This window comes from Bacteroidia bacterium (genome assembly GCA_026932145.1).
Taxonomy (GTDB): Bacteria; Bacteroidota; Bacteroidia; order J057; family JAIXKT01; genus JAIXKT01.
On sequence record JAIXKT010000054.1, the window covers coordinates 157,174 to 171,222 of the forward strand.

The window sequence follows — 14,049 nt, forward strand, 5'->3', positions numbered from 1 at the left end:
ATATAATAACTTAACCGTTTTTTTAAGCTACCATTTAAGATGAGACTTTTCTACACACAAGCAATATTCCTATTGTTTTGGGGATATTGTATTGGCGGATATTGCCAGAAAATATGTAAGTATGAACCTAAAAACGGATTATCTCCCCACCGTTTTAACAAAACACAATTGGCTTCTGAAGCACAGATAGACCTAATGAACCGCTATGATTTAAGATTTGCATGGCTAAATTTATCGGTAGAGCATACCGCCACAACTATATCCGGAAATACTTTGCTGCGCGCCACTGCCTTACAAGCCTTAGATACTTTCGCATTTCAACTTTCTGCTGAATTAACAATTGACTCTGTGTTGGTTAATGGAGTTAAGAGCAATTTTTTTCATAGTAATGACGAAAGTCAGGTTTTTTTGTCCAACATAATTTCGGTAGGCCAAACTGCGGATTTTCAAATTTACTATCATGGAACGCCTACACTTGGCTCCGGTATCTTCAATGAGACTTCCCCTACTTGGCAAAACCAAGTAACCTACACCCTAAGCGAACCCTACGGCGCATTTGAATGGTGGCCAAGCAAGCAAATCTTACATGATAAATTGGATTCTGTGTATGTCTTTATCACAACCAGCAACATCAACAAAGTTGGCTCAAATGGCACCCTAACAGCAACAGTTCCATTACCTGCCAATAAAGTTCGATACGAATGGAAATGCCGCTATCCGATTGATTATTATTTAGTTTCCTTTGCCGTAGCGCAATATGTTGAATACAGCCAAAAAGTGAAAATCAATGGTTATCCGGATTCCGTGTTGTTTCAGAATTTTATCTATGATAACCCGCAGACCTTAATTCAGTTTCAATCTGAAATTGACAAAACGCCGGCTATGTTGCGTTATTTTTCGGATATTTTTGGAGTTTATCCTTTTTCGGCAGAAAAATACGGGCACAAAATGGCTCCAATATCCGGCGGCATGGAGCACCAAACCATGACGACCTTAGGTTTCTTTGATGCTGAGTTAGTTGCCCACGAGTTAGCGCACCAATGGTTTGGAGACCAAGTAACCTGCGCCTCTTGGATAGACCTATGGCTTAATGAAGGATTCGCAAGCTATGCAGAAATTCTTTATAATGAACACTTTACACCAGCAAACTTAACTACAAAACTGAATGATGTTTTTGATAATGCCATATCTAAGCCGGACGGGAGCGTTTATGTAACAGATACTTTAAGCCAAAATAGACTGTTTTCTTCCCGTTTAACCTACAACAAAGCCTCAGCCGTAATCCATACATTACGGTTTATGCTCAATAACGACTCTCTATTCTTCGCGGTGCTGCAAAATTATCAACAACAATTTCGCCATTCTGTGGCTACCACAGAAGACTTTATTCAGTTAGTAGAACAAATGACCGCTAAGTCTTGGCAAACATTTTTTCAGCAATGGATTTATGGAGAAGGTTATCCAAGTTATAGCGGACGTTGGAATAGCGTAGCAGATACATTATGGATAGAATTAAACCAATTTGGCTCAACGATAAACCCTGATTTTTTTGACACTGACTTAGAATTACGCCTAAGCAGCCCTTCTAAACCGGATACAATAGTCCGCATTCACCATGCAGCCGTTCCAACTACCATTTTAAAAATTCCTTTTCAGGGCACTGTGAGCCAGATTACAACAGATCCCAAACAATGGATTTTGGACAAAAATGAAGGCTTTTACATAGATCCTTCGTTTGGAATAACTTCAAGAGAGGCAGATAGCTGGCTAAATTGGCGTATTTTCCCGAATCCGGCAAAAAACTACTGCACCTTAGAATTTATTCAGCTAAAACCTGAAACCCAAATGATTATACATGATTTAACCGGAAAAATAATAAAAAAAACACCGATAAATGAACTCCAAACCATCATCCCCTTAGATGATATACCTCCCGGGACGTATCTTGTAGAAGTAAAAAACCAATCCTATTCCCAAACACAGAAGTTGGTGTTAATGCCATAGTTGTTAAAACTTTATTCTGGTTAAAAAGGTCTTAGTAAGCAAAATTATATTAACTTTGGGCGCAAAATCAACAAAGTTGTGCAGAAGAAGTTATTAGTAGTTTTAGGAACCTTTTTTTTCTTGCTATCCTTTCGTGGATTTGCCTTAGACGGAGATGAAGCACGTCCATTAGCGGACATCGAAAAAGAATTGAAAGTATGGGGAACAGACATCCTAACCCATGATTCAATTGAATACAAAATAGCACTGAATGAACGCTTTATCCAGAGATTGAAAACGGTATTAAAGAGAGCAGATAGTTATGACTATCCGTTCGATTCCCTCATAACGGTTTCACGAATCAGCCCAGCAGATAACTCCTTTCGGATATTTACTTGGCAAATTGTAGATAAAGAAAAAAACTGCCGTTACTATGGAATTATCCAAAGAAAGCACTTTTTTGGCAAAAATCAGCACAGAATAATAGTAACAGAATTACGAGATAACGTTGATTACAATGTAGCTTTAGAATCTACACCACTTACCAAAGGAGAGTGGTTTGGCGCGATATATTACAAACCCAGATATTCTGACTATGGCGTTTTGACTTATACGGGAACGTTTTTTCGCCAAAAAGCCTTGACTCCCGGCTTAAAGAAAGAAAAAGTAAAATTTTACGTACTTCTTGGCTGGAACGGCCATGATAACGCCACCCAATATAAAGTTATAGACGTAATAATTTTCCCCCGCGAAGACAGTTCCAAAATCTATTTTGGAGCACCTATATTCTATGCAGGAACAGGAATTCCCAAACATCGTATCATTTTTGAGTATTCTGATAATGCAAATTTTTCTTGTAATCAAGCATTTATAGAAGGAAAAAAATCTAAAAAGAAGAAGTTAGCAATTGTTTTTGACCATTTAGCAAAATCCAATAAAACCAACCCTACCTCAAACTCATGGGACTACGGCGCAGACGGGTCTTATGACGCACTTCGCTTTGTGAACCGCTATCATGACCAACGAAAAGGTTTTTTTGTATTCCAAAAAAATGTAACCGTTTATGATCCTTCACTCAAAAAATATGACCCCAAAGTCATCCAAAAACAATATGAAGAAGAGGCAAAACGCCTTAAACAATATAACCTTGACTTGAAGAAAAATAAACCCAAGTCAGACCCAAACAGCAACAATAATTCTACTAATAAACCTAAATAAAAATGATTCAAGGCTACCAAAATGTATCCGTAATCGGTGCCGGAACTATGGGAAACGGTATTGCACACGTATTTGCCCAATCCGGCTATTCTGTAACACTTATTGACATCAGCCAAGACAGGCTAAGCGCAGCACTCAGTACAATTTCCGGAAATTTAGACCGGCAGGTAAAAAAAGGAACTATCACCGAAGAAGCTAAAGCTAAGACATTAGCCAATATTAAACCTGTTACTTCATTACAAGAAGGAGTTTCCAGCAGCAATTTAGTGGTAGAAGCCGCCACTGAAAATATGGAACTAAAACTCAAAATATTCAGAGAAATAGATACCTATGCTCCGGCGAATGCCATTTTAGCTTCCAATACCTCCTCTATCTCAATAACCCAAATTGCTGCCGTAACCAAGCGTAGCCAATCCGTAATCGGAATGCACTTTATGAACCCCGTGCCAATGATGAAACTCGTTGAAATCATCAAAGGCTATGATACCAGTGCTTCCTGCTTAGAAACAATATTAACAATAAGCCGCGACTTAGGAAAAGAACCGGTAGAAGTAAACGACTATCCGGGATTTGTAGCCAATAGAATCTTAATCCCGATGATTAATGAAGCTATTTATACTTTATATGAGGGAATTGCTACCAAAGAAGCTATTGATTCGGTAATGAAGTTAGGCATGGCGCACCCAATGGGCCCCTTAGCCTTAGCAGACTTTATCGGCTTAGATGTAGTTTTAGCTATCTTAAAAGTTTTATACGAAGGTTTTGGAAACCCGAAATTTGCCCCATGTCCCCTATTGGTAAATATGGTTGCAGCAGGCCATTTAGGTAAAAAAACCGGAAAAGGATTTTATACATACGCCTAACCACAGCGAAACAACTTCGTATCAAATTTATAACTTTATCACATAACCCGCTACTGTATTTTTCAAAATCGGATTACAGTAGCGGGTGTTTTATTTGAATTCAGTTATAATTAAGCTAAGTACACAAAAAAAATTAAATAGTTGATATTTAGGTTGTTATATTTTAAAATAAATGTTCTTGACACATAACCGAACCCATATTTAAAGATTGATATAGCTTTATTGCTGTATTTTTTGAGTCATGGTAGTGCTTTAGCTGTCGGTTAGGAATACAAAAAAAGTTATGTAGTTATTTAGGGCTTCAATAACGGTAAAAAAATGGCCTGAAATTGTGTATTAAATTTGGACAAGTAGTTGAAATTGCGCTATCTTTGGGCGATTTTTACCATCATGGAGAAAGAAACAGCTAGTGCTTTGCTCAATGTCCTTATCTTTTTACCTTTAATAGGTATTCCGGTGCTTTGGGCAATGAAAGATAAACAGGTTAAATATGCAGCCTTATTCTTTTCAGTAATACCGATGCTATTATCTTGGGTTCTTTATTTTCAGTACCTGAGGTTTAGTACTGTGGAAGCTGCTACTGACGGGATGGTTCTACAAACAACATGGAATTGGTTTGGTGGCCACTTAGGCCCTGAATGGTACACTCGTTTTGATATTAAATTTATGACCGGTGTGGATGGCATTTCCATTTACTTAGTGCTGCTTACTACCCTATTATTTCCTTTATCTATTTGGTTTTCATGGTCTTCGGTACATGAAAAAGAAAAGCAATACTATATGTTGTTGCTTTTGCTGTTCTGTGGAGTATTAGGTGTATTTGTATCCTTAGACTTGATTTTATTCTATCTGTTTTTTGAACTTGGTTTAATACCAATGTATTTATTGATAGGGATTTGGGGGGGTAAAAACCGAATTTACGCAGCGGTAAAGTTCTTTTTATATACACTGGTTGGTTCTTTAATGATGTTAGTTGCTATTTTATACATTGGCAACTTAGCCGCTCAAGATAATGCGGGGATTTTTACTACGGATTTTTATAAGTTAATCAATCTCAAGATACCTTCGGATATTCAGTCGTGGTTGTTTTTAGGTTTTGCATTGAGTTTTGCCATTAAAGTGCCTTTATTTCCGTTACACACTTGGTTACCGGATGCGCACGTTCAGGCTCCAACCTCCGGATCTGTTATTTTGGCGGGGGTACTTTTAAAGATGGGTACTTATGGCTTAGTCCGGTTTTGTTTACCCTTTTTCCCACAAGCATCAGTTATGTTTGCTCCTTACTTATGTACGTTAGGGGTAATCGGTATTATCTACGGAGCAATGGTTTCCATGGTTCAAACGGATATTAAGAAACTGATAGCCTACTCTTCGGTAGCACACATGGGATTCATTATTTTAGGAATTTTTTCGATGAACCCGGACGCAATGAGCGGAGCTGTTTTGCAAATGGTCAATCACGGTATTTCCACCGGCGCATTATTCCTCATTATCGGGATGATTTATGACCGTCGCCATACACGCGAAATCAAAGATTTTCAAGGACTTGCAAAGCAAATACCTATATTTACACTGTTTTTTATGATTGCTACATTATCATCAATCGGCTTGCCGGGCCTTAATGGCTTTGTAGGAGAATTTTTGGTGCTAATCGGCTCATTCCAATCTACATTTATCGGTAAATCTTTTGCCATAATTTCTGCAACGGGAGTTATTATCGCTGCAATTTATATGCTCTGGATGTTTAGACGAGTGATGTTCGGCGAATTAGATAAACAAGAAAACAAAGAATTAACAGATTTAACGCGCAATGAAGTATTGATACTCATGCCGTTAGTTATATTGATGTTTGTAATTGGGTTTCATGCAACCCCATTTTTACAAGAAATCGGAAAGTCTTCCGATAGAATCGTGGACTTTGTTGTTAATATTAACCAACAAATAACCATGAAATAAGCGTTAAATCCTTTCAATGAAAGCTTTTTTAATAGCGTTAATATTATCATTACTACTGGGTTGGGTCTTGCCGTTTTGGGGTACGGCAATAATAGCTTTTCTGGTATTTTTGATGCTGGGTAGTAGTGCAGTGTTTCGGGATTACCTGTGGGCGACTTTAACGGGAATACTTGTCTGGGGATTGCCGGCAACCTATCTGTATCTATTTTCTCAGGGAAAACTTCCTATCCGTATTGCTGAAATGTTTTCACTTCCACACCCTGCGCTTACATTGGCAATAACGATTCTTATCGGCGGAATCATAACCGGCTTGGCAGGTGCTACAGGTTCAGCAATTAAATCTATGCTACAAAAGTAGCTGTTTCTTATTCTGTCTTTTTCTTTTTGGGTTTCTTCATTTTTTCTTTGGTGAACAAATCTGCTGTATATTTTTCATATAGTTCAAATAAAAACACCATTCTGTTGGCCTCACTTGTAAACGTTTGCGGTCTATATGCCAAATCAACGGCTTTATCTAACTCATTATGAGCTTTTACTAAAGCCGGCGGCATTGTGAGTGGGTCGTAAAGGTCGGCAAGTGAACTGTTTGGAAATTGAAGCCTTGTATCTAAAACCTTTTGTGCTGCTGTTTCTATGGCTTTAATTTGTTTTTCCGATGGATTTTCTGGCCAAGGATAATTGTTGTAAACAATATCTTTAGAATATCTGTATCGGCTTTCTAATCTTCCGCAAACAGATTTAACCCAAGCCATATGCATTGCAGACATTAAAATTCCAAAATGAAATAACTCTGCATTAGGTACGGTCATACAAGTATCACTTGCAATATTGGTATTGTCAAAAAAAGCCAATGGTATGTATTTGCGGTTTTCAGATGAAACCCTTGGAATTAAAATATATGATTTGCCAAAATCCCTTATTTCACCAAATAAAGTTGGTTGATTTGCTTTTTCAATAGTTTGTTTTCTAACACTGTCAAGTCTAAATTTTTTAACTGATTCAACGCGTTTTAATATCTCTGGCATTTGTCTCAATTCATTTGGTTCAGCATCTATAAGCCATAAGCACCAACGTTTTTGCCCATTTAAAAATTCATAAGCTGAAATTAATGGCTTAATAAATTTCTTTGCTTTGGGTTCTTTTAAAATAAATTCATTTTTCTCTTCGTCAGATAACAGCAAATTACCACCGTCCAAAGGCATATTTCCAAAACTCATTTTAGGAACATTGCAAAGGGGAGAAGATCTTTTTGTTATTAGAAAATCTTTTGCGTCAACCAAATACGGATTGATGTTTTTTGCCTTTATTTCGTGGGCTTCACCTTTTATGTCTTCGTATTCAAAAATTCGTTTTTCGTTAGTGTCAAAATTGGCGAAGCCAACAATAACACAATAAACAGCCGCATTTCCTTTTGCCTCGTTACTCCATTTAAAAGTGCGGTGTGCAAAATGAATTTTAATATTGTATTTGTTCAGCATTTGTCCCCAAAGAATACTCGTTTGCTCTCCTTGAACAATGGAATTTGTGGAAACAAAGGCAACTTTAATTTTTGTGTCTTGTATGTATTTTGCTGCTTTGATATACCAACCTGTTACATAGTCTAAAACTCCACTCCCGTCTGCATTGTCAAACAACTTTACAATTTGGTCACGCTGACTTTGCTTCATTATTTTAGAACCAATAAAAGGCGGGTTTCCTAAAATATAGCTGTAGTTTATGTGTTCGGTTTTTCTTGATTCAGGAAAATTTTCATTAGATAAAACTTGGTTTACGTTTTTTGTAATCACATTTACGGTGCCATAAGTAGCTTGTGGTTCTTGCACAATTTTATAATTCAAATCATCAGTAACAATGTAAGTTACTTCTTGTGTTTTAAGTGTAGTCCAATCTATTTTTAAAGCATCACCGTGAACAATTTTAGCTGCTTTTTTCAGAGGCAAACGCACAAAGTATTGCCCAAACTCGTTGCTAATTTGCATATTCATTTGGTGGTCAATAAGCCACATGGCAACTTGCGCGATTTGTGCAGGAAATTCTTCATATTCAATTCCGTGCATCATATCAACGTCAAGCCAAATAATATCTCTTACATCAATTACTCTTTGTCCTGATTTATTGAGTGCTCTTAAAATTTCAATTTCAAGCAAACGCAATTCTCTGTATGTAATTACAAGGAAGTTTCCGCAACCACACGCAGGGTCAAGAAATTTGAGTGTGCTTAGTTTTTTATGAAACTCTCTTAATTTGGGTGCTGAGCCTGCTGAAGTATCAAATTCTTTCCAAAGGTCGTCCAAGAAAAGCGGTTTGATAAGTTTTAAAATGTTGGTTTCGCTTGTGTAATGCGCCCCCAAGTTTCTACGTTCTTTTGGGTTCATTACACTTTGAAACATTGAACCAAATATCGCTGGCGATATTTTACTCCAATCCATATAGCAGCAATTCAATAAAGATTGCCGCATTTTTGTGTCGAAACTTGCCGTAGGCAAGTTTTCTTCAAAAAGTTTTCCGTTTACATACGGAAAGTCGGCAAGTTGCTCGTCAAGATTTTTAAAACGTTTTTCCTTGGGTGTATTTAATACTTGAAACAACTCTTGCAATTTAGCTGCAAGGTCGCTTCCGTCTTCGTTCGTGCGTTGTTCAATATATTCTTGAAATTGTTGTTTGTTGAAAATTGTTGTGTCTTCTGCGAACAGTAAAAACAGAATACGAACCAAGTAAACTTCTAATGGATGTCCTCTGTAGCCGATTTCTTCAAGTCTGTCGTGAAGTTTACCCATTAACTCCGCTGCTTTAATGTTTGCAGGGTCTTGCTCTTTGTAAACCTTTTTTTGATAACCTAAAATGTAACCGAAATGCTGAGCATTATTTACAAGGTCGTTGAGTTTAAATTCTACGGTTTTATCTTCATCAAGGTCGTAAAGCCTAAAGTTTTCAAAGTCGGAAATAAGAATGTATTTCGGTAACTCGTGTTGTTTTAGTCCGTGTGTATATTCTTTTGCTTGTTGGTAGGCTTTGTCAAGGTTTTTGCCTCGGCTTTTCATTTCAATTAAAATCGTTCCTTTCCAAAGCAGGTCAATATAGCCGTCCTTGTCGTCAAGTTTTTTTACTCTGTGTTCAAAGGTCGAAACACGTTTACTGCTAATGCCAAACACGTTAAAAAACTCAACTAAAAATGGTTTTGCGTCTGCTTCTTCGTTTGAAGTGCCCGCCCATTCTGTTGAGAATGATAATGCTCTGTCTTTTATTTCGTTCCAGCTTAATGCCATTTACTTTTTAGATAAATTTCTAATAACGCTACCCAATGATAGTCCGTTCTGATTTTCATTTTAGTACCAAAGATAATAAAAAGCTACTTTTCGTTCCTATCTTTTTATCATACTTTCAGAGCTACAAGCTATAATTTTTAGAAAAAACTAAAAATCATGTATAAATTCTTACTTTTGTATATGGCTTCATTAGATCCCAGAATTAACCGAGTCTCTTTGTTAGACGATATAGAGCGATTAGAAGATATGGACCAATGGCAAACCTATGAGGTTTTTCACCAAAAGAGCAGGGGGGATCAGCACACCCACGTTGGCATTATACACGCTCCTTCTCCGGAAATGGCTATGGTTTTTGCCAAAGAACAATATGCAAGGCGGCAAAAATGTGTCAATTTATGGGTCGTAAAAACCCAAGACATATACGCTACTGATTATGACGACCAATCTCTATTTGAACAAACCTTTGACAAAAGCTATCGAGAAGCCTCCGGCTATAAAGTAAGAGAAACGATTAACCAGTTTAAAAAGGAAAACCAACTGAATAAAGCGACCAAGACTTCAGATACATCTGCCAAGACAGATAACCAGCCGGAAAGCACGAACGATAAGAAATTTAAGCTAAAGCCCAAACAACCGAAACCATGATAACACCCGAACTTAGCCGACTAATAATTCAATTTGCTGATGACGATTTATTTATGGGGCATCGTAATTCTGAATGGACTGGCTTAGGCCCGATTTTAGAAGAAGACATCGCTTTTTCTTCAATGGCACAAGACCAGTTAGGCCATGCGCTTGCATGGTTCACATGGCTTCACGAAGAATCAGGATTTGAAAATCCAGACATCATGGCCTTTGCCCGAAACCCTACCGAATACCAATGCTGCCACCTAACCCAGTTTTATACAGACAAATACGAAGATGCTCTAATAAGACAATTTTTGTATGACTACGGAAAAATAATTTGGTTAGAAGCAGTACAAAAAATACAAAACCCCGCAATAGCCGGAATTGCATCCAGAATCCTGAAAGAAATGAAATACCATTTACTGCATGCAAATACTTGGATACTTCAATTAGGAAAAGCCAATACCGAAAGTAACGAACGGCTGCAACACGCTATTAATCAAATATACCCAAAAGCATATAGCTTATTTGAACCCACAGAATACATTAATCAGCTCTGCTCCATGAACATATTGCCCGCTCTAAAAGAACTAACCGAACGCTGGCAACACGCAACCCAAAAAATAATCACCCAAGCTAATTTAACCATCCCTAAGCACCTATCAATAGAAGAACATTACGGAGGCAGATCAGGAAATCACACCAAAGACTTTTACCAACTAATAGAGGAAATGACAGAAGTATTTCGCTTAGAGCCTAATGCAAAGTGGTAAAAATGCCGCTTACAACTCCCGAAAGGATATAAACCATAGTTTCGCTGATAAACGTAGCTGTGCCTGTTCCTGATTTGTAATAAGTTATCTATGGCTATTTTAGCCATAGATAACTTATTTTTGCGTTTTGGTAATGAAGTTAAATAACTGTTATATTGGCTTGACAGTAAAACAATAGCGTTATTTTTTCTTACTTTTTTTATTATTCATTCTGAACCGTAGCCAACGATTCTTAGTAACTTAGCAATCTAAAATATAGGTATTATTTCAATTTATCCTAATTTAAACATCCAAAGTATTACGTGCTTTAAGTTTTCACTATCAGAATATTTTTTTAAAATTTTATTAACGCTATGTTTTTTTCCCGTTTATATGTATTCTTTTTACTCGGTTTATGGTGCTTTCCACAACTGCAAACTTTTGGCCAAAGCCAATCTAAAGAATTATTTGAAACCGGAAAGAGTCTATACGAGCAAAAAAAATATAGCAAAGCACGAGAATATTTTCAAGATGCTGTTAATAAAGACCCTAAGCAATACGGCGGCAAGGGAAACTACCATATTGCGCTGAGCTATGTAAAGCAAAAAAACTGCTTAGATGCCAAAGAATATTTCACAAAAGCCTTCAAACAAGATTCCGTTGCAGGCGGGGCAAGCTCCAAAGATAAGTTTATAGAGCAACTATCTAAGTGTAACTTTACTATCAACGACTTAAAAATAGAATCAGGTAATCAGCCCCAAATCACTCCGCCCCCCAAAAACATAGACCCTACATTTGCTAAACAATGGTTCCAAAGAGGAAAAACTGCCTATGACCAAAAAAACTATCCCCAAGCCATAAATTATTTTCAACTGGCCTATTTGTCTGATACTGCGAAATATGGAGCCAAAGCCTGTTATCAAATTGCTTTATGCTATAAAAAACAAAAAAACTGTAATTCTGCGAAACCATTTTTAGCAAAAGCCCAAAAAATCGAACCCGATAAAGGCGGCGCAAGTTCAGCAGAAAAATTTCAAGAATTTTTAACCTATTGCCACTTTACCGTAGATGACCTGAAGAAATCCAATGAACCCGTTTTTCAAGTAAATGACAATTTAGATAATAACGAAACAGAAACATCTAACAGCCTTGAAATAACACCGGATTATAATGGCTTGATGCGCATCGGAAACAATCTTTTAGAAAAGCAACAATATGATTCTGCGGCAGTTATCTTTGCCCAAGCTGCCGAAGTCTGTATAAATACAGAATTGAGAATCAGAACTTTTGTAACACTTGCTCAAACCTATGTCAAACTTAGAAATTGTGCCGAAGCCTTCAAAGCCTACTCAAACGCATATCGTTTGGATTTTGAAGAATATAGCGGTTCCTTATTAGCTAACCAAGAACCCGAAGAAAGTGAATGCAAGTTTTCCCGTAACGAACTATTAGTAGGCAGGCGATTATCTGCTTTTGAAAAAGCCCAACTCCATGAACCAATTATCTGGAGTTATGTGCCCTTCATAGCGGCCGCTTTCATCGTAGTGTTCATTATAGCTTACAAACGTAAATTAAAATTATCATCAGAACCCTCAAAGGTATATGCGCTCAACCATACAGAAATAGAATTACCTATTCCAGCAGAACTCACAGAAAAAATGCTTCTTATCCCTGAAAGGGAACGTAATCAGTTATTATTATTATTCAAAATAGCTTTTAACTCCATTCGAGAAGTATGGCAGTTTGAAAATAATGCAGCGCAAAGAACCCAAAATGCCTCAAAATACTTTGCTAAGTTAGATTCTATTTGGGAAAAATTTAATGAGCAACCTATTCAGTTTATTGAAGGAAAGGATTCTAATGAACTTGTAATCAGCTTATTACTACTTACCCATAAAGAAGATTGGTACTGCTATTTTAGTGGACAATATCTGGGAGAAAAAGCCAAAATATTGCAGATAAGACATCCCGCAGGGAAAAAAATAAGTGTATGGGCTTCAAAGTCAACTATTGAAAAAGTGAATACGAAACAGCCCGTAAAAGTTCGTATCCATAAAATCGTGCAAGATGGAGTTCCCACTTGGGTACATTGGAGCCAAGACCCAACATTTTTTAACTGGGATAGCACACCCGAAAAAAATACAGATAATATGCAACAATGGGCGGGAGAAAGCAAAAATGTATTACCGGAAACCATCCCTAATATTATCTTTAAACCTACTTTATACTACAACTATCCACATCCGGAAAGCATCTTTACAGAGAGCCTTATCATAGAAGAAAAAGTAGAACAAACTGGTTATCAGGGAACTAATAAAAAGAACTATGAAGAAAACACCATAAATACAGTACAGTCCTCTGATGTTTATATTACACATATTCCCAATAGACATCACCACCAAACGCACCGAGATGATTCCTAAGATAATAAACTCTTGGCATAAGCACGCACTCGTAAAAAAGACTGTTGTAGGGCTAAAGAACTTTCAGCCGCCGGGCTTCGGCGGTGTAGGCTTGTTTTATGTGATTAAGTTATTTTGGAAAGACGTTAGGGATCCGGCCTTTGTTTTAAGGGCTAACGCAATGGCTTACAACTTTTTCTTTGCCTTGATTCCCTCCCTTATTTTTATTTTCACATTAGTTCCATACATCCCGATACCCAATTTTCGGGAAACCGTTCATCAATGGCTTTCTACTTATTTGCCCCAAGAAGGGATTTCTCTGATAAACGGTATCATAAGCACCAGTTTTGAAAAACGCGGATGGGGAGTTATTTCAATCAGTTTTTTGCTGCTTTTGTATAGCTCTACCCGAAGCATCATCACGATGATGGCTTGCTTCAATAAGCGGTATTTTTATCGCAGAAACGTTTTTCAAGAAAGACTTTTAGCAGTCGGAATCTTTTTTGTGTTATTTCTCTTATTAATTATTGGAGCCGCAGCCTTGATTTTTGGCGAGTTTGGCATCAGTTATTTAGGAAAACAGCACATTATAGGCGGAAAAGTCCCTTATTTTTTATTACATCTACTTAATTGGCTAATCAATTTACTACTGTTATTTGGCGTTCTTTCATTTATCTACTGGGCAGTTCCCTCAGTTGATAAAAAATTCCATAAGACAGGCCCCGGTTCGTTTTTAGCCGGATTACTGATGATGTTAGCTACCATTGGGTTTCGTTTTTTTATTTCCAACTTTGGCAATTACAACAAAGTGTATGGTAGTTTAACCGCCGTTATCATTTTGTTGGTATGGTTTTACTGGGTTTCTATTGTTCTTTTAATTGGCTTTGAGTTAAATGCAAGTATCGAAAGAGCTGCCCGAAAAGGTACAAATCTTACGGAATTATTAGAGGTGGGTTCTAAAAATTAGTTTTTTTTATTCTTT

The 14,049-nt window shown here is 37.1% G+C and carries 10 protein-coding genes; 9 read left to right on the plus strand and 1 reads right to left on the minus strand.

The features are described from left to right. Window positions 1-39 precede the first annotated feature (39 nt). The 5 genes from LC115_12515 (at window position 40) to LC115_12535 (ending at window position 6,378) form a co-directional block, all read left to right on the plus strand. Window positions 40-2,004, plus strand: a complete 1,965-nt coding sequence (locus tag LC115_12515; protein ID MCZ2357489.1) for a T9SS type A sorting domain-containing protein — start codon at window positions 40-42, stop codon at window positions 2,002-2,004. Between the two features lie 78 nt (window positions 2,005-2,082). Then, on the plus strand, window positions 2,083-3,201 hold the full coding sequence (locus LC115_12520) for a hypothetical protein (protein MCZ2357490.1): 1,119 nt from the start codon (window positions 2,083-2,085) through the stop codon (window positions 3,199-3,201). A 2-nt stretch (window positions 3,202-3,203) separates the two neighbouring features. Beyond that, window positions 3,204-4,064, plus strand: a complete 861-nt coding sequence (locus LC115_12525; protein MCZ2357491.1) for a 3-hydroxybutyryl-CoA dehydrogenase — start codon at window positions 3,204-3,206, stop codon at window positions 4,062-4,064. A gap of 390 nt (window positions 4,065-4,454) precedes the next feature. Continuing rightward, window positions 4,455-6,020: an NADH-quinone oxidoreductase subunit M gene (locus tag LC115_12530; GenBank protein ID MCZ2357492.1), complete on the plus strand. Its 1,566-nt coding sequence runs from the start codon at window positions 4,455-4,457 to the stop codon at window positions 6,018-6,020. A gap of 16 nt (window positions 6,021-6,036) precedes the next feature. After that, a complete protein-coding gene (locus LC115_12535) occupies window positions 6,037-6,378 on the plus strand; it encodes a hypothetical protein (GenBank protein MCZ2357493.1) in 342 nt (113 codons plus the stop codon). Window positions 6,379-6,385: 7 nt separating this feature from the next. Here the strand turns inward: LC115_12535 and LC115_12540 are convergent, their stop codons facing one another. After that, window positions 6,386-9,286, minus strand: coding sequence for a class I SAM-dependent DNA methyltransferase (locus LC115_12540; GenBank protein ID MCZ2357494.1), 2,901 nt, complete (start codon window positions 9,284-9,286; stop codon window positions 6,386-6,388). 156 nt (window positions 9,287-9,442) lie between these two features. On the opposite strand from LC115_12540, the gene LC115_12545 reads away from it, so the two are divergent. The 4 genes from LC115_12545 (at window position 9,443) to LC115_12560 (ending at window position 14,034) form a co-directional block, all read left to right on the plus strand. Then, window positions 9,443-9,931 (plus strand): hypothetical protein, encoded by a 489-nt coding sequence (locus LC115_12545; GenBank protein ID MCZ2357495.1) that lies wholly within the window; start codon window positions 9,443-9,445, stop codon window positions 9,929-9,931. Then, entirely contained in the window at window positions 9,928-10,686 is a 759-nt protein-coding gene (paaC, locus tag LC115_12550; protein MCZ2357496.1) for a phenylacetate-CoA oxygenase subunit PaaC, read from the plus strand. Before LC115_12545 ends, paaC begins: the two co-directional genes overlap by 4 nt. Window positions 10,687-11,039: 353 nt before the next feature. Continuing rightward, window positions 11,040-13,088, plus strand: a complete 2,049-nt coding sequence (locus LC115_12555; protein ID MCZ2357497.1) for a tetratricopeptide repeat protein — start codon at window positions 11,040-11,042, stop codon at window positions 13,086-13,088. Beyond that, window positions 13,027-14,034, plus strand: a complete 1,008-nt coding sequence (locus tag LC115_12560; GenBank protein ID MCZ2357498.1) for a YihY/virulence factor BrkB family protein — start codon at window positions 13,027-13,029, stop codon at window positions 14,032-14,034. The genes LC115_12555 and LC115_12560 overlap by 62 nt, the downstream gene beginning before the upstream one ends. Window positions 14,035-14,049: the final 15 nt, after the last annotated feature.